21 protein-coding genes are annotated in these 21,237 nt (G+C 64.8%); 8 read left to right on the forward strand and 13 right to left on the reverse strand.

The genetic code is table 11. The features are described 5' to 3' along the window. Nucleotides 1-17: 17 nt before the first annotated feature. The 5 genes from HHL14_RS23895 to HHL14_RS23915 all read left to right on the forward strand — a co-directional run bounded on the left by HHL14_RS23895 (nt 18) and on the right by HHL14_RS23915 (nt 5,359). On the forward strand, nt 18-368 hold the full coding sequence (locus tag HHL14_RS23895; protein WP_329601719.1) for a hypothetical protein: 351 nt from the start codon (nt 18-20) through the stop codon (nt 366-368). Nucleotides 369-482: 114 nt separating this feature from the next. After that, complete coding sequence (locus tag HHL14_RS23900) at nt 483-1,655, forward strand: UbiH/UbiF family hydroxylase (RefSeq protein ID WP_169500052.1); 1,173 nt, start codon at nt 483-485, stop codon at nt 1,653-1,655. 204 nt (nt 1,656-1,859) lie between these two features. Beyond that, nucleotides 1,860-2,585 (forward strand): DsbC family protein, encoded by a 726-nt coding sequence (locus HHL14_RS23905; protein ID WP_169500053.1) that lies wholly within the window; start codon nt 1,860-1,862, stop codon nt 2,583-2,585. A gap of 147 nt (nt 2,586-2,732) precedes the next feature. Further along, entirely contained in the window at nt 2,733-4,523 is a 1,791-nt protein-coding gene (locus tag HHL14_RS23910) for a M61 family metallopeptidase (RefSeq protein WP_169500054.1), read from the forward strand. A 239-nt stretch (nt 4,524-4,762) separates the two neighbouring features. Next, a complete protein-coding gene (locus tag HHL14_RS23915; RefSeq protein WP_169500055.1) occupies nt 4,763-5,359 on the forward strand; it encodes an FMN-dependent NADH-azoreductase in 597 nt (198 codons plus the stop codon). 156 nt (nt 5,360-5,515) lie between these two features. Here HHL14_RS23915 and HHL14_RS23920 read toward each other — a convergent pair whose 3' ends face one another. The 8 genes from HHL14_RS23920 to rpe form a co-directional block, all read right to left on the reverse strand. After that, on the reverse strand, nt 5,516-6,364 hold the full coding sequence (locus tag HHL14_RS23920; protein WP_169500056.1) for a uracil-DNA glycosylase: 849 nt from the start codon (nt 6,362-6,364) through the stop codon (nt 5,516-5,518). Nucleotides 6,365-6,557: 193 nt separating this feature from the next. Continuing rightward, the gene (locus HHL14_RS23925) at nt 6,558-7,187 is read right to left on the reverse strand and encodes a CYTH domain-containing protein (RefSeq protein WP_169500057.1); all 630 of its coding nucleotides are present in this window, start codon (nt 7,185-7,187) and stop codon (nt 6,558-6,560) included. Between the two features lie 41 nt (nt 7,188-7,228). Further along, nucleotides 7,229-8,014 carry an indole-3-glycerol phosphate synthase TrpC gene (gene trpC, locus HHL14_RS23930; protein ID WP_169500058.1) on the reverse strand — a complete coding sequence of 262 codons (786 nt, stop codon included), beginning with the start codon at nt 8,012-8,014 and terminating at the stop codon, nt 7,229-7,231. Nucleotides 8,015-8,032: 18 nt separating this feature from the next. Continuing rightward, complete coding sequence (gene trpD / locus HHL14_RS23935; RefSeq protein WP_169500059.1) at nt 8,033-9,064, reverse strand: anthranilate phosphoribosyltransferase; 1,032 nt, start codon at nt 9,062-9,064, stop codon at nt 8,033-8,035. A 20-nt stretch (nt 9,065-9,084) separates the two neighbouring features. Continuing rightward, entirely contained in the window at nt 9,085-9,675 is a 591-nt protein-coding gene (locus tag HHL14_RS23940; RefSeq protein ID WP_169500060.1) for an aminodeoxychorismate/anthranilate synthase component II, read from the reverse strand. Between the two features lie 13 nt (nt 9,676-9,688). After that, nucleotides 9,689-11,182: an anthranilate synthase component I gene (trpE, locus tag HHL14_RS23945; protein WP_169500061.1), complete on the reverse strand. Its 1,494-nt coding sequence runs from the start codon at nt 11,180-11,182 to the stop codon at nt 9,689-9,691. A 374-nt stretch (nt 11,183-11,556) separates the two neighbouring features. Then, nucleotides 11,557-12,273: a phosphoglycolate phosphatase gene (locus HHL14_RS23950; RefSeq protein ID WP_169500062.1), complete on the reverse strand. Its 717-nt coding sequence runs from the start codon at nt 12,271-12,273 to the stop codon at nt 11,557-11,559. 41 nt (nt 12,274-12,314) lie between these two features. Beyond that, nucleotides 12,315-12,998, reverse strand: a complete 684-nt coding sequence (gene rpe, locus HHL14_RS23955; RefSeq protein ID WP_169500063.1) for a ribulose-phosphate 3-epimerase — start codon at nt 12,996-12,998, stop codon at nt 12,315-12,317. Nucleotides 12,999-13,458: 460 nt separating this feature from the next. Here rpe and apaG point away from each other — a divergent pair, with 460 nt between their 5' ends. Next, nucleotides 13,459-13,833: a Co2+/Mg2+ efflux protein ApaG gene (apaG, locus tag HHL14_RS23960; RefSeq protein WP_169500064.1), complete on the forward strand. Its 375-nt coding sequence runs from the start codon at nt 13,459-13,461 to the stop codon at nt 13,831-13,833. 146 nt (nt 13,834-13,979) lie between these two features. Here apaG and HHL14_RS23965 read toward each other — a convergent pair whose 3' ends face one another. Then, nucleotides 13,980-14,144, reverse strand: a complete 165-nt coding sequence (locus HHL14_RS23965) for a hypothetical protein (protein ID WP_169500065.1) — start codon at nt 14,142-14,144, stop codon at nt 13,980-13,982. Nucleotides 14,145-14,172: 28 nt separating this feature from the next. On the opposite strand from HHL14_RS23965, the gene mltA reads away from it, so the two are divergent. Next, complete coding sequence (gene mltA, locus HHL14_RS23970) at nt 14,173-15,291, forward strand: murein transglycosylase A (RefSeq protein WP_169500066.1); 1,119 nt, start codon at nt 14,173-14,175, stop codon at nt 15,289-15,291. Between the two features lie 191 nt (nt 15,292-15,482). Here mltA and paaK read toward each other — a convergent pair whose 3' ends face one another. From paaK to paaN, 4 genes are all read right to left on the reverse strand, one after another. Continuing rightward, nucleotides 15,483-16,787, reverse strand: a complete 1,305-nt coding sequence (gene paaK / locus HHL14_RS23975) for a phenylacetate--CoA ligase PaaK (RefSeq protein WP_169500067.1) — start codon at nt 16,785-16,787, stop codon at nt 15,483-15,485. A gap of 124 nt (nt 16,788-16,911) precedes the next feature. Then, on the reverse strand, nt 16,912-17,373 hold the full coding sequence (gene paaI, locus HHL14_RS23980; protein WP_169500068.1) for a hydroxyphenylacetyl-CoA thioesterase PaaI: 462 nt from the start codon (nt 17,371-17,373) through the stop codon (nt 16,912-16,914). Nucleotide 17,374: 1 nt separating this feature from the next. After that, on the reverse strand, nt 17,375-18,166 hold the full coding sequence (gene paaG / locus HHL14_RS23985) for a 2-(1,2-epoxy-1,2-dihydrophenyl)acetyl-CoA isomerase PaaG (protein ID WP_169500069.1): 792 nt from the start codon (nt 18,164-18,166) through the stop codon (nt 17,375-17,377). Nucleotides 18,167-18,462: 296 nt separating this feature from the next. Beyond that, complete coding sequence (gene paaN / locus HHL14_RS23990) at nt 18,463-20,163, reverse strand: phenylacetic acid degradation protein PaaN (protein WP_169500070.1); 1,701 nt, start codon at nt 20,161-20,163, stop codon at nt 18,463-18,465. Between the two features lie 132 nt (nt 20,164-20,295). Between paaN and HHL14_RS23995 the strand changes: the two genes are divergently transcribed. Next, nucleotides 20,296-21,072, forward strand: coding sequence for an enoyl-CoA hydratase (locus tag HHL14_RS23995; protein ID WP_169500071.1), 777 nt, complete (start codon nt 20,296-20,298; stop codon nt 21,070-21,072). The last annotated feature ends 165 nt before the right edge of the window (nt 21,073-21,237 follow it).

A 21,237-nucleotide genomic window follows, 5' to 3' on the forward strand; every position in this document is an offset into this window, starting at 1 on the left:
TGCGAATGATTGGATGGGTGGGAACCGCGGTCGTGGTTGCGCTCGTGGTGGGCGTGGTCGCTGCATGGGTGGCGCCGAATTTCGACGAAGCCCAAGCCACCACGGACCGGCAGACGATCGATTGCCTGACGAGCCACCTGTCGAGCGAAGATCGGGCGAATCTCGCGCAGTTTGCCGACAGAAACGACTCCGACTCGTTGTGGCTCGTGTTCGACCGCGTGTTCCCCGACTGCGCGGTGCGCGGCGATCAGCGCGATCGCAAGGCACAGCTTGAAGCGGCCGCATGGCGCATCCTGTCGTCCGATCCGGATTTCATGCGCACGCGCGAAGCCAACGCGGCGCTGGCCGCGAGCGCCGCCGCGCATTAAGACCGGCCACTCCATTTCAGCCCTGCCACGGGGGCTATGCGCCTCGTCAGATCCAGGCGCAAATGCCGCGCCAGTCGATCCGTCCCCCGCAAACCCCGCGGCTATAATGCGCGGATGAACGCACACCACCAGACCTTCGATGTCGCCGTGATCGGCGGCGGGCTTGTCGGCAAGACCGCGGCGCTCGCGCTCACACAAGGCGGACTGCGCGTCGCGCTGCTCGCGCAACCGTGCGCGGCACTGCCCGCCGGCGCGGCCTTCGACTCGCGCGTGTACGCGCTGTCGTCGAGTTCGCAGGCGTTGCTCGAGCGGCTGCGGGTCTGGCAGGCGCTCGATCATGCGCGGCTCGGTCCCGTCTACGACATGCGTGTGTACGGCGATGCGCATGCCGAACTGCATTTCTCCGCCTTCCAGGCTTCGGTGCCGCAGCTCGCGTGGATCGTCGAGTCGTCGGTGATCGAACGCGCGCTCGATGCGGCGCTGCGCTTCCAGCCGAACCTCACGTGGATCGACACGCGCGCCCAGGCGCTCGACTTCAGCGCCGATAGCGCCAGCGTCGGCCTCGCGAACGGCAATGTGCTGGCCGCCGATCTGCTGGTCGGCGCGGACGGCGCGCATTCGTGGGTGCGCGCGCAGATCGGCTCGAAGATGGTGCGGCGCGACTACAAACAGACCGGCGTGGTCGCCAATTTCAAGGCCGCGAAGCCGCACGGCGAAACCGCTTACCAGTGGTTCCGCGACGGCGAGATCATCGCGCTGCTGCCGATGCCGGACGGTCATGTCTCGCTGGTCTGGTCGGCGCGCACCGAGCACGCGGAGCAGTTGCTCGCGCTCGATCCCGAACGGCTCGCGGCTGAAGTGGAGCACGTGACCGGCGGCCAGTTCGGCGCGCTCGAATGCGTGACGCCCGCGCAAGGTTTCCCGCTCGCGCTGCAGACGGTGGACCGGCTGGTCGCGCCGCGCGTCGCGCTGGTCGGCGACGCCGCGCATCTGATCCACCCGCTCGCCGGCCAGGGCATGAACCTCGGTTTGCGCGACGTCGCGGCGCTCGCCAGCACGGTTGCTGGCAAGGAAGCGTTCCGCGATCTCGGCGACATGGTGCTGCTGCGCCGCTACGAACGCGCGCGCCGCGAAGACATCCGCGCGCTGATGATTGCCACCGACGGCTTGCAGAAACTGTTCTCGGTGCCCGGTCCGCTCGCGCGGGCCGTGCGCAACACGGGGATGGCGTTCGTCGGCGCGCAGCCGTTCATCAAGCGCTGGCTGGTGTCGGCCGCGCTCGGTTAAGCGTTCGGTCAAGCATTCAGGCGCAGGCAGGTCGGCGCGCGGCGGCGTGAAGATAGCCGATGGCCGGCCAACGACGGCCGGGGCAGGTATCATGAGCGGATCGCCGGGTTGCAATCCGTCCCCGGCACCGATGAAAGGCGCGGCGGAAAAGCGCGGCCGAACGTGAAAAAAGCGCACGATGCGCGACTGAATCAGGACTCCAGCATGAAAATGACCTTCCGCATGGCAGCCGCGGCGCTCGCGATCGCTGTCGCCACGCTCGGTTGCTCGGCCCAGGCCGACCAGACCACCGACAAGCTCAAGGCCACGCTGCAAACGCGTCTGGCCGACGTGACGATCAAGAGCATCACGAAGTCGCCGATTGCCGGCCTCTACGAGGTGAACCTTGGCTCGCAGATTATTTACAGCGATGCGAGCGGCGATTACCTGATGCTCGGCGACCTGGTCGATGCGAAGACGCGCAAGAACCTGACCGAAGCGCGCCTGTCCGAGACCAACCGCATCGATTTCGCGAGCCTGCCGTTCGCGAACGCGGTGAAGGTGGTGAAGGGCAACGGCTCGCGCAAGATCGCCGTGTTCTCCGACCCGAACTGCCCGTACTGCAAGCAGCTCGAAACCACGCTGAAGTCGATCGATAACGTGACGGTCTACACGTTCCTGTACCCGGTGCTGTCGGCGGATTCGACCGCCAAGTCGAAGTCGATCTGGTGTTCGACCGACCGCGCGAAGGCGTGGGAATCGTGGATGCAGAACCATCAGGCACCGACCGCGGCCGCCACCTGCGACACCGCCGTGATCGACAAGAATCTTGCGCTCGGCCGCGCGATGAACGTGGAAGGCACGCCGACGGTGTTCCTCGCCGACGGTCGCCGCCTGCCCGGCGCGGTGCCGGCCGACCGGCTGGACCGCGAATTGTCCACGGTGCACTGAACGCACGGCAGGGCATGTCACGCTGCACGCCGCTGGGCGCGCAACATGGACAAAAAGGGAGGCGCGCGTAGCGCCTCCTTTCGCATCAAGCTCCGCATTTCTTCGCCTCACTCTCTGACCTCTCCCAATCACTCCCAATCGCCGCCGATGAAGCCGATCCGCTACACCATCGTTCCGAGTCAACCCGCCGCCCACCTGTTCGAAGTCACCGTGACCGTGGCCGATCCCGATCCGGCCGGCCAGCGCTTCATGCTGCCGGTGTGGATTCCGGGCAGCTACATGGTGCGCGAGTTCGCACGCAACATCGTCACGCTGCGCGCGGTGAACGACGCGGGCCGCAAGGTGCGCGTCGAGAAGATCGACAAGTACACGTGGCAGGCCGCGCCGGTGAAAGGCGCGCTGACGCTGCGCTACGAGGTGTACGCGTGGGATCTGTCCGTACGCGCCGCGCATCTGGACGACACGACCGGCTTTTTCAACGGCACCAGCGTGTTTCTTTCACCGCTCGGTCACGAAGAGGCGCCGTGCGTGGTGGACATCCAGAAACCGCAGGGCCCCGCGTATCGCAACTGGCGCGTGGCGACCGCGCTGCCGGAAGCTCGCGGCACGAAGCGCTACGGTTTCGGCGAGTACCGCGCACAGAACTATGACGAACTGATCGACCATCCTGTGACACTCGGCGAGTTCGCGCTGGCGACATTCAAGGCGCACGGCGTGCCGCACGATGTGGTGATCGGCGGACGCGTGATCGGGCTCGACATGGAGCGGTTGTGCCGCGACCTCAAGCGCATCTGCGAGGCGCAGATCGCGCTGTTCGAGCCGAAGTCGAAGAAGGCGCCGGTCGAGCGCTACGTGTTCATGACGCAGGCCGTCACCGATGGCTATGGCGGGCTCGAGCATCGCGCGTCGACCGCGCTGATCTGCAACCGCACTGATCTGCCGGTGCTGGGCCGCGACGCGATGAGCGATGGCTATCGGACCTATCTCGGCCTGTGCAGCCACGAATACTTCCACACGTGGAACGTGAAGCGCATCAAGCCGGCCGCGTTCGCGCCGTACGACCTGAGCGTCGAGAACTACACGTCGCTGTTGTGGCTGTTCGAGGGCTTCACGTCGTATTACGACGATCTGATCCTCGTGCGCAGCGGCGTGATCTCGCCGGACGACTATTTCGGTCTGCTCGGCAAGGTGGTCGGCGGCGTGCAGCGCGGCAGCGGGCGGCTCAAGCAGAGCGTCGCCGAAAGCTCGTTCGATTCATGGGTCAAGTATTACCGGCAGGACGAGAACGCGCCGAACGCGATCGTCAGCTATTACACGAAGGGCTCGCTGCTCGCGCTCGCATTCGATCTGACGATTCGCGCGCAGACCGGTAACCGCAAATCGCTCGACGATGTGATGCGTCTGCTGTGGCAGCGTTTCGGCCGCGATTTTTACCGTGGCAAGCCGGTCGGCGTCGAGGAAAGCGAGATCGAGGCGCTGTTCGCCGAAGCGACCGGCGCGCAACTGGCCCACCTGTTCGCCGAGGGCGTGCGCGGTACCCGCGATCTGCCGCTCGCCGAGCTGCTCGTGCCGTTCGGCATGACGCTCGCGCCGGACGTCGACAAGAGCGGCAAGCCGTCGCTCGGCGTGCGGTTGCGCGGCGGCGCGGATTGCGCGCTGGCGGCGGTGCACGAGGGCAGCGCCGCGCAGAAGGCGGGTTTCTCGGCCGGCGACTTGCTGATCGCGCTCGACGGCCTGCGCGTGACCGGCGGCAATCTCGATGCGCTGCTGAGCCGCTATCAGCCGGGCGCGAAAGTCGAGGTGCACGCGTTCCGCCGCGACGAGCTGCGCATCGCCCAGCTGAAGCTCGACGGCCCCGAGGTGGCACGCTACAAACTGGCGATCGGCGATAACCGTCCGGCCAGCCGCAAGGCCCGCGAGCGCTGGCTGGCGAGCTGATTGATTTGGGCTGACTGAGGGGCTGCTTGACGGACTGATTGACGGACGGCGCGGCCCGCGCGGCCCGTGTGACGGGGCGCCGATCGTCGTCCCTGTCGTTACCAATCGACGGGCGAGGGCGGCGGATTGTTCTACCTATGCAACAATCCGTCGCCGCCGGATGGCTTTTTCGGCGGCCGGTAAAAAAACACAATGGCTCCACTCGCGCAACACTGCGCGCCCCCTACTGGAGTCAAACCATGACCACGATCCTGCAAATCAACTCGGCAGCCCGCTCGCAAGGCGCGAACTCGACGCTGCTCGTGAACGAGCTGACCGCGAAGCTGCAACAGTCGAACCCGGGCGCGCAAGTCGTCGTCCGTAACCTGCAAGCGGAGCCGCTGCCGCACCTCGACGACGCCGTGCTCGGCGCGTTCTTCACGCCGGCCGAGCAGCGCACGCCGGAACAGGCCGCGATCGCCGCGCGCAGCGAAGCGCTGATCGCCGAACTGCAAGCCGCCGACATCATCGTGATCGGCGCACCGATGTACAACTTCGGCATCTCGTCGCAACTGAAGACGTACTTTGACTTCATCGCGCGCGCGGGCATCACGTTCCGCTACACCGCGAACGGTCCGGAAGGCCTCGTCACGGGCAAGAAGGTCTACGTCGTGTCGGCTCGCGGCGGCAAGTATCTCGGTACCCCGAACGACAGCCAGACGCCGTACCTGAAGAGCTTCCTCGGCTTCCTCGGCATGACCGACGTGAACTTCATCTACGCCGAAGGCCTGAACATGGGCCCGGACGCGGCGACGGCCGCGCTGAGCGCAGCGCGCGAAGCGATCGCCGCGGTTTAAGCCGCGCGAGTCGAATCGCTGCACAGTGCGTGTGCCGCTTCGATGCGGCGCCGCGCGGTGAAATGAAAAACGCCATGGATGGTGCACCCATCCGTGGCGTTTTCGTTTTTTATCGCGGCCTGGATTGACCGCTCAGGCAAGCGCGCTGGCAAGCACTTAGGCCAGCATTTGCGCTTCGTCCGGCAGACGCCAGTCGATCGGCTCGTGGCCGTGCTGCATCAGATACTCGTTGGCCTTCGCAAAATGCCCGCAGCCGAGAAAGCCACGATGCGCGGATAGCGGTGACGGATGCGGCGCTTCCAGCACGTAATGCGACTTGCCGCCGAGCAGCGCGCGCTTGGCCTGCGCGTGCGCGCCCCACAGCATGAACACGAGGCCGTCGTGGCGCGTCGCGAGTTCGTGGATCAGCGTGTCCGTGCATTTCTCCCAGCCGCGCTTCGCGTGGCTCGCGGCGCTGTCACGCTCGACGGTCAGCACCGTGTTCAAAAGCAGCACGCCCTGTTTGGCCCAACTGTCGAGACAGCCGTGCGGCGGCGCTTCATAGCCGAGGCTCGCGGCGATTTCCTTGAAGATGTTGCGCAGCGACGGCGGCGGGCGCACGTGCGGCGCGACCGAAAACGCGAGGCCGTGTGCCTGCGGCGTGCCGCGATCTTCGCCGTGGTACGGGTCCTGGCCGAGGATCACGACTTTGACTTCGTCGGGGCTCGTCAGGCGCAGCGCGCGGAACACGTCGGCTGGGTAGATGGTTTTGCCGGCCGCGCGCTCACCGTCGACGAAGCGGCACAGCGGCGCATAAGCGTCGCTGTCGATGAACGGTTTCAGGTGCGCACGCCATGCCGCGGGGAGGGCCGCGAATTGGGCTTCGAGCGTGGGAGGGGCGTCGGCGTTTGCCGGCTGCTTGGGCGCGGTGGTCGTGGCGCTGGCGGCGTCGGTGGAGACGGGCGCGATATCGTCGAACAACGATGCCTGCGACGACTTGGAGCGGGTACGGGATGCGGAGGTCATGGCGGGGAAGTGTCGCAGCAAACGCGGCCAGGCTCAAGTTCGCGGGCCGTCATCAACGCGCCGAGCGACTCTAGTTTGGTGAGCGTCAAGGGCCACGCGCCAAGGGACGCTTGCCAGGGCATCCGGCTTCCTGCCGCGCAAAGCGGTGCTGGAAGCGCCCGCCAAGGCTGAAGCCCGACCCAGCCAGTGTCAACTACGCTCGCGCCCGCAACTGATACCCGCGCTGCGCCTTGCTGACGTTGTCCGGTGCGAGGCCGGCAATCTGTTTGCCGAGTTCTGCGGCGAGCGTGTGAAGCGCCGCTTCGTCGCCGGACTTCAGTTCGAGTTCGATCTCGGAGATCGGCGCGCGGCGCGTCTCGCCATCCACGTTCGCGAACACGTCGCCCTGATCGATCGCGGCTTCGATCTGCGCGCCGTCCACGTCGAGCTGCCATAGCGTGCGCGTGAAATTGGTGCGGAACAGCTCGATCAGCGACGGCGCCGCCTGCTTCAGCGCCTGCGCGGCAGCCGGCTCGTCGCACGCGTTCAGCAGCGCGTCGATTTCGAGCTTCGCGCCCGCCACCGGCAATTCCCATTCGTGCCGGCTATGCAAACCGTTCGTCGCCTGACCGACGGTCTTGAAGGTCTGCAGCCAACCGTGCGGCGTTTGCCGCAAACGCAAGGCGCTCTTCGACGACGCCAGCGTCAACTGCGGCGTATCGAAGTAAATATTGACGAGCTCGATGGCCTCACCGTCCTTGCCCGCGCGCGCGATGAACCACTGCGTCGCCGAGCGCACCTGCGCGGCCGGCAGCGCCAGCTTGATTTCGCGTTCCATGCCCATGATGTAATTCCTTGCTCCTGCCTGACGACGAAACGTCAGGCTCAGAAAAACATCCGCGCAAGTTCCACGCCCGGCTCTTCAGCGCGCATGAACGCCTCGCCGACGAGGAACGTATGCACGTCGCGCGCGCGCATCTTCTCGACGTCTTCGCGCGACAGGATGCCCGATTCGGTCACGACGATGCGGTCGTCCGGAATCGCGTCGAGCATGCCGAGGGTGGTGTCGAGCGAGGTTTCGAAGGTGCGCAGATTGCGGTTGTTGATGCCGATCAGCGGCGTCTTCAGTGTCAGCGCTTCCTTGAGCTCATCACTGTCGTGCACTTCGACGAGCACCGCGAGACCGAGCGAATGCGCGAGCGCTTCGAGGTCCTGCATCTCGGCGGTCTCCAGCGCGGCGGCGATCAGCAGGATCGCGTCGGCGCCCATCGCGCGTGCTTCGACGACCTGATACGGATCGACGATGAAGTCCTTGCGGATCACCGGCAACTGGCACGCCGCGCGCGCCTCCTGCAGATACGCGACGCTGCCCTGGAAGAACTGCACGTCGGTCAGCACGGACAGACACGCGGCGCCGTGCTTCTCGTACGAACGCGCGATCTCGGCCGGCACGAAGTTCTCGCGCAGCACGCCCTTCGACGGGCTCGCCTTCTTCACTTCGGAGATCACCGCGGCCAGTCCGGCCGCGTGCTTCGCGCGCAACGCGCCGACGAAGTCGCGCAGATCGCGCGACGACGCTTCGAGCCGCAATTCTTCGAGCGGCGCGCTCTGTTCGGCCGCTCGAATCTCTTCGCGTTTGACCGCGATGATGCGGTCGAGAATATCGCTCATAAATGTCTCGTTACGTGATTACTGCTTGAATTGCTGGGTGAAGCGCACCAGTTCGTCGACCTTCGCGCGCGCCTTGCCGCTCGCGATCGCTTCGCGCGCGAGCACGATGCCGTCGGCGATCGAGTCCGCCACGTTCGCCGAATAGAGCGCGGTGCCCGCGTTCAGCTTGACGATTTCGCGCGCGACGCCCGGCTTGTTGTCGAGCGCGTCGAGCAGCATCGTCTTCGATTCGTCCGCGTTGGCCACTTTCAGCGTGCGGTTCGACACCATCTGCATGCCGAAGTCTTCCGGATGGATCTCGTACTCGCGGATCTCGCCGTCGCGCAACTCGCCGACCAGCGTGGCGCCGCCGAGCGACACTTCGTCCATGCCGTCCATCCCGTACACCACCAGCACGTGTTTCGCGCCGAGGCGCTGCATCACGCGCACCTGAATCCCGACGAGGTCCGCATGGAACACGCCCATCAGCTGGTTCGGCGCGCCGGCCGGATTGGTGAGCGGCCCAAGGATGTTGAAGATCGTGCGCACGCCGAGTTCGCGGCGCACCGGCGCGACGTTTTTCATCGCCGGATGATGGTTCGGCGCGAACATGAAGCCCATGCCGGTTTCCGCGATCGACGCCGTGACCTGTTCCGGTTGCAGATCGATGTTGACGCCGAGCGCTTCGAGCACGTCCGCGCTGCCCGACTTGCTCGACACGCCGCGATTGCCGTGCTTCGCGACCTTCGCGCCGGCCGCGGCCGACACGAACATCGTCGCGGTGGAAATGTTGAAGGTGTGCGCGCCGTCGCCGCCGGTGCCGACGATATCGACGAAGTTCGAGTTGTCCTGCACGTGCACATGCCGGGCAAATTCACGCATCACCGTGGCGGCCGCGGTGATTTCGCCGATGGTCTCTTTTTTGACGCGCAGGCCGGTGAGGATCGCCGCCGACATCACGGGCGACAGCTCGCCGCGCATGATGAGGCGCATCAGGTGCAGCATTTCGTCGTGGAAAATCTCGCGGTGCTCGATGGTCCGCTGCAAGGCGTCCTGGGGCGTAATGGACATGATTTTCGTCTCTCTTCTTATCAGGCGTGGCGGGAGGTCGCGAGCTTCGATTGCTTGACGAAGTTTTCAAGCAGCGCGTGGCCGTGTTCGGACAGGATCGATTCGGGGTGGAACTGCACGCCTTCGACGGCCAGTTCCTTGTGACGCACACCCATGATTTCGCCGTCGTCGGTCCAGGCCGAGACTTCGAGGCAGTCGGGCAGCGATTCGCGTTCGATCGCGAGCGAGTGATAGCGCGTCACGACGAAGTGCTTCGGCAGGTCCGCGAACACACCTTTGCAGTCGGTTTCGATCGTGCTGACCTTGCCGTGCATGATGGTCTGCGCGCGCACGACGCGTCCGCCGAACGCCTCGCCGATCGCCTGATGGCCGAGACACACGCCGAGAATCGGCGTCTTGCCGGCGAATTCGCGTAGTACGTCCAGCGTGATGCCCGCGTGTTGCGGATTGCTCGGGCCGGGCGACAGGCAGATGCGCTCGGGGTTGAGCTTCGCGATGTCGTCCAGTGTGATTTCGTCGTTGCGATAGGTGCGCACGTCCTCGCCGAGTTCGCCGAAGTACTGCACCAGGTTGTAGGTGAACGAGTCGTAGTTGTCGATCATGAGCAGCATGGTGGGTCTCCGGTCAGAAGTCGCTATCGAGGCCGTCTTGAACCTGTTCGGCCGCGCGCATTACCGCGCGCGCCTTGTTCTCGGTCTCCTGCCATTCGGATTCCGGCACCGAATCGGCGACCACGCCCGCGGCCGCCTGCACATACAGATTGCCGTTCGCGATCACGCCGGTGCGGATCGTGATGGCCAGATCCATCTCGCCGGTGAACGACAGGTAGCCGACCGCTCCGCCATACAGGCCGCGCTTGACGGGTTCGAGCTCGTCGATCAGTTCCATCGCGCGGACCTTCGGCGCGCCCGACAGCGTGCCGGCCGGGAAGGTCGCGCGCAGCACGTCGAAATTGGTCATCTCGGGCTTCAGCTTGCCTTCGACCGAGCTGACGATGTGCTGCACGTGCGAGTACTTTTCGATCACCATCTTGTCGGTCACGACGACCGAGCCGATCTGCGCGATGCGGCCGACGTCGTTGCGCGCGAGGTCGATCAGCATCACGTGCTCGGCGATTTCCTTCGGGTCGTTCAGCAGCTCGGTGGCGAGCGCGGCGTCGCGCTCGGGCGTGTTGCCGCGCGGACGCGTGCCGGCGAGCGGACGGATCGTGACGATGCGGTCCTCGCCGCGCTTTTCCTGGCGCACCAGAATTTCCGGCGACGCGCCGACCACGTGGAAGTCGCCGAAGTTGTAGTAATACATGTACGGCGACGGATTCAGCGAGCGCAGCGCGCGATACAGCGACAGCGGATTGTCGCGGTACGGCTTGGTCAGGCGTTGGCCGACCTGCACCTGCATCAGTTCGCCGGCGGCGATGTATTCCTTCGCCTTGCGCACGGCGGCCAGGTAATCGTCTTTCGCGAATTCGCGGTAGATCTCGGTGCGCACGCTGGACGAGATGACCGGCGGCTCCACCGTCACGCGCAGCCGCTGACGCAATTCGCGCAGACGGTGCTTCGCTTTCGTGTAGGCCTCGGCCTGGGTCGGGTCCGCGTAGACCACCAGATAGAGCTTGCCCGCGAGGTTGTCGATCACGGCGACTTCCTCGGTCAGCAGCAGTTGGATGTCCGGGAGGTTCAGATCGTTTTTCGGCGCGCTGTGCGCGAGCTTCTTCTCGATGTAGCGCACCGCGTCATAGCCGAAGTAGCCGGCGAGACCGCCGGTGAAGCGCGGCAGCCCCGGGCGTTGCGCGATCTTGAAGCGTGCCTGGAACTGCTGGATGAACGCGAGCGGATCGCCTTCGTGCGTTTCGACGACCTTGCCGTCGCGCACCACTTCCGACACGCCGTTGCGCGTGCGCAGCACGGTGCGCGCTGGCAGGCCGATGAACGAATAGCGCCCGAACCGTTCGCCGCCCACCACCGATTCGAGCAGGAACGAGTTCGCGCCGTTGCGCTCGGTTTGCGCGAGCTTCAGGTACAGCGACAGCGGCGTTTCGAGGTCGGCGAGTGCTTCGGCGATCAGCGGGATGCGATTGAAACCCTCGTTGGCGAGGGACTGGAATTCGAGTTCGGTCATGTTCCGATCCTGTACGGTGGTCCGGCGGCAGCGGTCGTCGGACAAAGCGGGGCTAGGCGCCTCCGGTCAGGGCGTGGGTCGACGTTCTCGACACGATGATACTGACCGGCGCGAGTCTCCCATCGACGCGTGCAAGCGGTGCGAGTGCGCAGCGGTACTTTGCGGGTACGCGCAGGCGAATCGGCCGATGCCGCAGCGAAAAATCAGACGATGGAAAAAGCGCGTGAGCGCAGCGAAGCAAAAAACGGTTGCCGAAGACAGGCTTCAGCGTACCTCAGGCGAGGTTAGCGCGACCAGCGACGCCAGGGCCAAGCTCCCCGGTCGATGCTAATCAGACTCCGTTTTTTGTTCAGAAACATGAGGATGAAGGACTGTTAAGTCGTGGATTGGTGCGCTGCGATCGCCTTGGCGGCGTCGAGCAGCGAGGCAACTATACCATCGGATTTTATTGTTTGTATAGCTTGGCCATGGTTGTAGCCGTAGGGCACGGTCAGCGTCGCCATGCCGGCCGCGCGGCCCGCCAGCGCATCGTTTTCCGAGTCGCCGATCGCGACCGTGGCGCGCGGTTCGACGCCCAGTTGCGCGGCGGCGGTGAGCATCGGCAGTGGGTCGGGCTTCTTTTTCGCGAGGCTGTCGCCGCCGATCACGACGCTGAAATACGGCGCGAGTCCGTACTGTTGCAGCAGCTCGACTGCGAAGCGGTGCGGCTTGTTGGTCACGCACGCGAGCTTCACGCCGGCGTCGCGCAGTGCGCGCAGACCGGCTTCAACGTCCGGATAAAGGCGGGTATGCAGGCCGTTGATCTTCGCGTATTCGGCCTGGTAGATCGCCAGCGCTTCGTCGAAGCGCTCCTGCGCATGTTCGGTCTCGAAGCGCGGCGCGAGCACGCTGCGGATCAGATGCTCCGAACCCTTGCCGACATAGCCGACCACTTCCTCGCGCGTGGTTTCTTCCGCGTCGAGTTGCGCGAGCATGCCGTTCAGGCCGGCGGTGAAATCGTCGGCGGTATCGATCATCGTGCCGTCCAGGTCGATGATCGCGGCTTCGAGGCGTGGGCCGGTGAAGGTTGGGGCGGGGTACGGAGCGGTCATGAGGCGCGGGCTCGGATGCGGAGTTTTAGTGCTGAATGGTGTTAGTGCTGAACGGCGGCGAGGGCGGCGCGCATCTTGTCGATCACGACCTTGTGATCGGGCTGGCCGAAGATCGCCGAGCCGGCCACGAACGTGTCCGCGCCGGCTGCCGCGATTTCCGCGATGTTGTCGACCTTCACGCCGCCGTCCACTTCGAGGTGGATGTCGCGGCCGGTGCGCTCTTTATACGCGTCGATGCGCTTGCGCGCTTCGCGCAGCTTGTTGAGCGCCTCGGGGATGAACGACTGGCCGCCGAAGCCGGGGTTCACCGACATGATCAGCACGAGGTCGACCTTGTCCATCACGTGATCGAGGTAGCTCAGCGACGTTGCCGGATTGAACACGAGACCGGCCTTGCAGCCGTGGTCGCGGATCAGCGACAGCGTGCGGTCGATGTGATCCGAGCCTTCCGGGTGAAAGCTGATCAGGTTCGCGCCGGCTTTGGCGAAGTCCGGCACGATGCGGTCGACCGGGCGCACCATCAGGTGCACGTCGATCGGCACGTCGACGTGCGGGCGGATTGCTTCGCACACGAGCGGGCCGATGGTCAGGTTCGGCACGTAATGGTTGTCCATCACGTCGAAGTGGATCCAGTCGGCGCCGGCGGCGACCACGCTGCGGACTTCTTCGCCCAGGCGGGCGAAATCGGCGGACAGAATGCTGGGAGCGATGCGAAATTGCGTCATGACAGGAGGCGGATGCGAGCGGGAAAGCGCCATTTTACCGTTTTGCGGGCGTCGGCCGGCGAGCGGCGGCGGGCGGTTCCCGGTTGAGCTTCGGCTGGGCTGGCGGGTGGACTGGGGCGCAGGAGGCGGCCCGCGGTGAAAGTGGACGAAGAGAGTGGACGACGCGTGGACAAAGCGGGGCAGTGGCACGAAGCGGCATGGCGGAACGGCATGATGAAACGGCGGAACAAAACGCAGCGAAAGCCGTAAGCGAAACGACATGAAAAGGCGGTGCGGCGAAGCGCGTCTGTCCTATCGTCCGAAGCAGCCCTGGCCAAAGGTTTTGCCCTGTTGCGGCCATGACGCGCATCAAGCAGAATGCCACTCCATGAGCGCCCGAGTCGCCGCTGTACCCACAAAACCATAGGCGTTCGGGGCCTTCCACGATTTTTCACTCGCGTTTGACCACACCGGAATCAGGATGAGCCAGTACGAATTCAGCGTCTCGGCGCAGGTGCAATATCTGCCCGAAGAATCGGACCCGGAGCGTCGCCAGTACGCCTTTGCCTACACGCTGACCATCCGCAATACCGGCCAGGTGCCCGCGCAATTGATCGCGCGTCATTGGATCATCACCGACAGCGACAACACCGTGCAGGAAGTCAAAGGCCTGGGCGTTGTCGGCCATCAGCCGCTGCTCAAGCCGGGCGAGCATTTCGAATACACGAGTTGGGCGGTGATCGCGACGCCGGTCGGCACGATGCGCGGCGATTACTTCTGCGTAGCAGAGGACGGCGAGCGCTTCGAGGCGCCGGTGCCGGAGTTCGTATTGCGCATGCCGCGCACGTTGCATTGAACCGGCGCGGCGGCGCGTGGTCTTTTAATGACTTTGTATGGACGTGCGGCGCGACGGGAACGCGAGCCGACGATGTGACAGGCAGTGCGGTGAGTGGCTGAGGAGGGATTCGTTACACGACGCGGTGCGTGTTTTGCCAAGCGCGGTCACTGCGGCTTTTGTCGCTGTTGAGACTGTTCCGCCGTTTTGGCACGCGTCGCTTTCTTCTTGCCGGACGACGTCCATACAACGATAAACACGAGCAGGAAGAGCGCGAGTAGCGCTTCCAGCGCGAAGATGAGCATCGGGTATTCGTCGAACAGATCAGACATGGCGGTTTCCATCAAGAACGAACATTGTATGCGTTTTGTCCGCCGGGCCGGTGCGTGGCTCGGTGCGTTGTCGGTGGCGGTATTGCTGGCGTCCTGCGGTGGCGGCGGTGCGATCCGGCCGGCGCCGCCGACTGGCGCGGCGATCATACCCGGCCAGATCGCGTCGGCGCGATTGACCGCGGTGGCGTGGCAACAGGTGCCGGGCTGGCAGGATGACTCGTTGATCGGCGCGACCGCCGCGTTGCGGCAGAACTGCGTGCGGCTCGCGCGTCAGCCGAGCTGGTCGCGTGCCTGCGCGGCGGCCGCGCAAATCGACGATCTCGACGTCACCAGCGCGCGCGCTTTCTTCGAGGCCTACTTCACGCCATTCCAGTTCGCGAACAACGACGGCACGCTCGACGGTCTCGTCACCGGTTACTACGAACCGCTGCTGCGCGGCTCGCGTACGCGACACGGCGTCTATCAGACGGCGCTGTATCGCTGGCCGGCCGGCTATCGCGCGGGTGCGCCGCTGCCGGTGCGCGCGCAGCTCGAACGCACGGGTGTGCTCAACGGCAACGAACTCGTGTGGGTCGACGATCCGATCGAAGCGTTCTTCCTGCAGGTGCAGGGTTCCGGGCGCATCGTGATGGAGGACGGCAGCGTGATGCGCGTCGGCTTCGGCGGCACCAACAATCAGCCGTACAAGTCGATCGGGCGTTGGCTGCTCGATCACGGCGAGATCACTCCCGCACAGGCGACGATGCAAGGCATCAAGGCTTGGGCGCGCGCGAATCCGACGCGCGTCGACGGCCTGCTCGATACCAATCCGCGCTTCGTATTTTTCCGCGAGATGCCGTCGGCCGAAGCCGTGCCGAGCGGCGGTGCCGACGGTCCGATCGGCGCGCTCGGCGTGCCGCTGACGCCGGAGCGTTCGATCGCGGTCGACCCGAGCGCGATTCCGCTCGGCACGCCGGTGTTCCTGCAGACCACGCGGCCGCTGACGAATTCGCCGATGAACCGTCTCGTGTTCGCGCAGGATACTGGCTCCGCGATCAAGGGTGGCGTGCGCGCCGACTACTTCTGGGGCCTCGGCGACGACGCCGGCGATCTGGCCGGCAAGATGAAGCAGGGCGGCCGGATGTGGTTGTTGCTGCCGCATTCCTGAGGTGCGGTTTCAGTTGCCGCGGCTACGAATGCAGCGTGTTGACGTTGCCACGAAGCTGAAGCGGTAAGAGTCGAAGCAGTAAGCACGATTGAAAACGGCGTCACGTACGGATCGGAATCCGGGCGTGACGCCGTTTTTTCGCCTGAAGTCCTGGCGTAGCGTTTTTGTGCGGCACGTGTTCAGGTCAAAGGTCAAAGCCCCGACTTGCGCTTGTCCACCACGCGCCGCGCCTTACCCACTGAACGTTCGATGCCGTTCACCGCAAGCACGTTGACCACCACGCTCACGCCGATCAGCGCCTTGATGTCATAGGCCAGCGCGTTTTTTGCGGTGGTCAGCGCGACCGTATCCGGCGCGGTTTCGGGGCAGGGTTCGACGTTCAGCGTCATGACATCGAGCGGCCCTTCCTTCGTCAGCACGATCTGATAGTGCGGCGCGAGTGCATGCTGCTTGAGCAGCAGTTCCTCGATCTGCGTCGGGAACACGTTGACGCCGCGCACGATCATCATGTCGTCCGAGCGGCCGGTGATCTTTTCCATGCGACGCATCGTGCGGGCGGTGCCCGGCAACAGACGCGTGAGGTCGCGCGTGCGGTAGCGGATGATGGGCAGCGCTTCTTTCGTCAGCGACGTGAACACCAGTTCGCCGAGTTCGCCGTCGGGCAGCACCTCGCCGGTTTCGGGATCGATGATCTCGGGGTAGAAATGATCTTCCCAGATCGTCGGGCCGTCTTTCGTTTCGACACACTCGGACGCGACGCCCGGGCCCATCACTTCGGACAGACCGTAGATGTCGACCGCATCGATGCCCATGCGCTTTTCGATCGCCTGGCGCATATCGTTGGTCCACGGCTCCGCGCCGAAGATGCCGAGGCGCAGCGAGCAACTGGCTGGATCGATGCCCTGGCGTTCGAGTTCGTCGGCGATCGACAGCATGTAGCTCGGCGTCACCATGATGATGTCCGGACGGAAATCCTGGATCAGCTGAACCTGCTTTTCGGTCTGGCCGCCGCCGAACGGAATCACGGTGAGGCCCGCGCGCTCGGCGCCGTAATGTGCGCCGAGGCCGCCGGTGAAGAGGCCGTAGCCGTAGCTCACGTGTACCTTGTCGCCGCGCTTCGCGCCGGCGGCGCGCACCGAACGCGCGACGAGATTCGCCCACGTGTCGATGTCGCGCGCGGTATAGCCGACCACGGTCGGCTTGCCCGTCGTACCCGACGACGCATGGATTCGCGAAATCTGCTCCTGCGGCACGGCGAACATCCCGAACGGGTAGCTGTCGCGCAGGTCCTTTTTAGTGGTGAAGGGAAAGCGCGCGAGGTCCGCGAACGACTTCACGTCGCCCGGATGAACACCGGCTTCGTCGAACTTGCGCCGATAGACCGGCGAATTTTCGTACGCATGGTTCAGCGACCATTTGAGCCGTTCAAGTTGGAGCGCGGCGAGTTCGTCGCGGCTGGCGGTCTCGATCGGATCGAGCGGAAGGGCGGTGCTCATCGAATGTCTCCTTACTGCCTCAATGCCTGAGTCTGATATGCGGCGCATGCGCGCCGGAATGCCTGAGCGGATAGCTTTCTGTGAGGGCGGCTCGGGTGGCCGCTTGTCGCTCACCGATCACTATTTAATTACCTGTGGGAATCAGATTGCCTTTGATTTGCGCCGACTTGCCGCGGAACATCGCGACGGTCTCGCCGGCGCGATTCGTCACGCGGATATCGTAGATGCCGGTGCGACCGCTTAATGTCTGCTCGACCGCTTCCGCGTTCAGCACATCGCCGCCGTACACCGGCCGCAGAAACTCGATCGAGCAGCCCGCCGCGACCGTATTGATGTTGTAGGTGTTGCAGGCGAACGCGAAGGTCGAGTCGGCGAGCGTGAAAATCAGACCGCCGTGGCAGATCTGATGACCGTTCAGGAAGTCGTCGCGCACGGCCATGCGCAGCCGTGCGTAGCCTGGACGCACTTCGAGAATTTCCAGTCCGAGCGCGCGGCTGCAGGCGTCGTTTTCATACATCGAGGCGGCGGTGGCGCGGGCGAGTTCGTCGGGTGTCATCTGGTCAGGGCGATTGGTTTGTGTGGACATGTCAACGCCCCTCGAAGCGCGGCGCGCGCTTTTCGATGAACGCCTGTACGCCTTCAGCGTAATCGTGCGAGGCGCCGAGTTGGCGTTGCAGATCGCGCTCGAGATCGAGTTGCTGGTCGAGCGTTTGCGTCGTGCCCGCGCGCATGGCCTGCTTGATTGCGGCGATCGCGCGCGTGGGTTGTTGCGCCAGTTGGGCTGCGAGTTTGGCGGCGGCGGGCGCGAGGTCGGCGTCGTCGAACACTTGCCAGATCAGGCCCCAGCTTTCGGCTTTTTCGGCACTGAGTTTGTCGCCGGTGAGCGCAAGACCCAGCGCGCGTGCCATGCCGACGCGCTGCGACAGCAACCACGTGCCGCCCGAGTCCGGCACGAGGCCGATCTTCACGAATGCCTGGATGAAGCTTGCCGAGCGGGCCGCGAGCACGAGGTCGCAGGCCAGTGCGAGATTCGCGCCCGCGCCGGCGGCGGTGCCGTTGACCGCGGCGATCACCGGCAGCGGCAGCGCCTGCAGACGGCGGATCAGCGGATTGAAGTATTCATCGATCAGATCGCCCAGGTCGGTCATCGCGCCCGGCGTGAAATCGAGGTCGGCCAGATCCTGGCCGGCACAGAAGCCCCGGCCCGCGCCGGTCAGCACGAGCGCGCGAGCGCCGGACGTCTCGACCTCGCCGAGCGCGGCGCTCAGTTCCCGATGCATCGCCCGCGTAAAGCTGTTGAGCTTGTCCGGGCGGTTCAGCGTGATGGTGGCGACGTGGCTCGATGGGTCGATGTCCAGCCGGATCGCTTCATATGACATTGGGCGTCTCTTCAAAGTCTCGTTGATCGATGGGCACTGTGGCGTGGTTGGCAAGAAGGCTGCGCGACGACGGTATGGCGACTGGCGCTGACAGCGTTCGATGTTCCGCTGTCTCAACCTGGTGCCGAGCTGCGGATTGCTTCGCGGCTGGGTGCATCGCGCATCATCGGCCTTCCTGCCCGGGTGGATCGGCGTGTGATGCCGATCCGATGTCTCATGTTAGTTAGAGTGCGCGGCTCGGTCCATTCGCCGGAAGGCATAGGATCGGCCGGCGTTGTGCCGCCGTCCTATCCCATTCAGCCGACTACCGCCGGCGCCGCTTTGGGTTCAACATGGGCCCGGCTCTGAACGACGCGGAAGCGGTTGGTCACGAACGCGGCGTCGGCCAGCGCGGCATTCGCGGCGGGGTTGGCGCCGGTGCCGTGGAAATCCGAGAAGGCCGCGGATTGATTGACGAAGACGCCGCCGGTCAGGTTGATCGACAACGCGACGCCGCCGCGAATCGATGCCTCGTGCGCGGCGTCGAGTACCGCGTCGTCCGTGCTGTAGACCGACAGCGTCAGCGCGCCGTGCTCGGCGGCGATCGCGCCGGCGAGGTCGAGTGACTGCTCGGTCGAGTCCGTCGCGATCACGAACGAGATCGGGCCGAACCATTCTTTGGTGAACTGCGCGCGGTCGGTTGTGGCGTCGAGCTGCAGCATGAGCGGGCTGCGCACGCGTGCGCCGGGGAAGGCCGGATGTTCGAGCGTCTGGCTTGCGGCGAGAACCCGGCCGAGCTTCGCGGCTTCGTCGATGCGCTGCACGACGCCGTCGTTCTGGATCGCGCCGAGCAGTTCGACTGCACGGGCGGGGTCGGCGACGAGCTTCTGCACTGCGCTGGCGAGTGCCTGCGCGACTTCGTCGAAGCTGAGTGCGCCGTCGGCAGTGCGAATGCCGTTGCGCGGCACGTAGATGTTTTGCGGCGCGGTGCACATCTGGCCCGAGTACAGCGCCAGCGAGAAGGCGATGTTGCGCGCGGCGGCTTTGATATCGTCGACCGAGTCGATCACGATCTGGTTGACGCCCGCCTTTTCGGTGTAGACCTGCGCCTGATGCGCATTGCGCTCGAGCCACGTGCCGTTCTGGGTGCTGCCGGTGAAGTCGATCAGTTTGATTTCGGGGCGCACGGCCAGCTCCTGGACGAGAGCGCCGTCGTTCGGCTCGGTAGCCAGCAGCGTGACGACGTTCGGATCGAAGCCTGCCTCGCGCAACACCTCACGCGCGATGCGCACCGTCAGCGCGAGCGGCAGGATCGCGCCCGGGTGCGGTTTGACGATGACGGTGTTGCCGGTGGCCAGATCGGCGAACAGGCCGGGATAGCCGTTCCAGGTCGGGAACGTGCAGCAGCCGAGCACGAGGCCGGTGCCGCGTGGCACGACGGTGTAGCGCTTGTGCATCGCAAGAGGCGGATTCTTGCCTTGCGGCTTTTCCCAGTGCGCGTCGACGGGGATGCGGCGCAACTGGTCCCATGCGTAGGCGACTGCTTCGAGTGCGCGGTCCTGCGCGTGGGGGCCGCCAGCCTGGAACGCCATCATGAAGGCCTGGCCGGTCGTGTGCATCACGCTATAGCCGATTTCGAAGCTGGCGCGATTCAGACGCGCGAGAATTTCGAGGCTCACGCCGATCCATGCCTGCGGGCCGGCCGCGCGCCAGTCGTGCTGCGCGGCTGCTGCGGCGGCGATCAGCGCGTCCGGATCGGCTTTCGGGTAACGCACGCCGAGCGGGAAGCCGAACGGCGAGACCTCGGCACCGACGGTTTCGTTATTCGACGGCTGGTCGAGTTCGAACGTCTTGTCGAGCAGCGCTTTGAACGCGGCTTCGCCGTCCGCGTTGGCTGTTTCCCCGTACACTTTCGGACTGGGCATCTCGACGAATGGGCTCCAGTAGCCGCGTGTTTCAAGCGCGGCGAGCGCCTTGTGCAGCGTGTCTTCGTGCTTCGTGAATAGCGGATGTGTCATGACTGAGGGCCTGGCTGTGTGTTGGGGAAAGCCTGTCGAATAATTGACCGACCGGTTGGTTGGCGAATGGTAGCATTATTAAGAGAGCCGCGCGAAGCGTTTTCGCGTGGGTATTAACCATATGGAGGCGGCATGGCTTACGAGAACATTCTGGTTGAGACGCGAGGGCGGGTCGGTCTGATCACGCTGAATCGCCCGAAGGCATTGAATGCGCTGAACGACGCGCTGATGGATGAACTCGGCGTCGCGCTACGCGAATTCGACGCGGACGACGCAATCGGCGCGATCGTCGTGACGGGTAGCGAGAAGGCGTTCGCCGCCGGCGCGGACATCGGAATGATGGCGTCCTATACCTATATGGACGTCTATAAGGGCGACTACATCACGCGTAACTGGGAGACGATCCGGTCGATCCGTAAGCCGATCATTGCCGCGGTGGCGGGGTTCGCGCTTGGCGGTGGCTGCGAACTGGCGATGATGTGCGACATGATTTTCGCGGCCGATACCGCCAGGTTCGGTCAACCGGAAATCAAGCTCGGCGTCATGCCGGGTGCGGGCGGCACGCAGCGGCTGCCGCGCGCGGTATCGAAGGCGAAGGCGATGGACCTGTGCCTGACCGCCCGTTTCATGGATGCGGCGGAGGCGGAGCGTGCGGGGCTGGTTTCGCGTGTGATTCCGGCGGCATTGTTGCTCGACGAGTCGGTCGCCGCGGCCGCGACCATTGCCGAGTTTCCGCTGCCCGCGGTGATGATGGTCAAAGAGTCGGTGAACCGCGCTTACGAAACGACGCTTGCGGAAGGCGTGCACTTCGAGCGCCGCCTGTTCCATTCACTCTTCGCCACCGAAGATCAAAAAGAGGGTATGGCTGCGTTTGTGGAAAAGCGCAAACCGGTTTTCAAGCATCGTTAATACGTTTGTCGAAATAACGCTTGCAAGCCACGTTCGTGGCGACTAGAATCTCGCTCTTTCGTGCTTCGGACACCGGGGCACGGGGAAGCGGGAGAGCCTTAGGTGGCGAGCGTTCCAGCGACGTGAACAGGTTAAGGAAGTGATAAAAACCTGTTGACGGTTCGA

The sequence above is a fragment of the Paraburkholderia antibiotica genome (genome assembly GCF_012927125.1).
Classification (GTDB): Bacteria; Pseudomonadota; Gammaproteobacteria; order Burkholderiales; family Burkholderiaceae; genus Paraburkholderia; species Paraburkholderia antibiotica.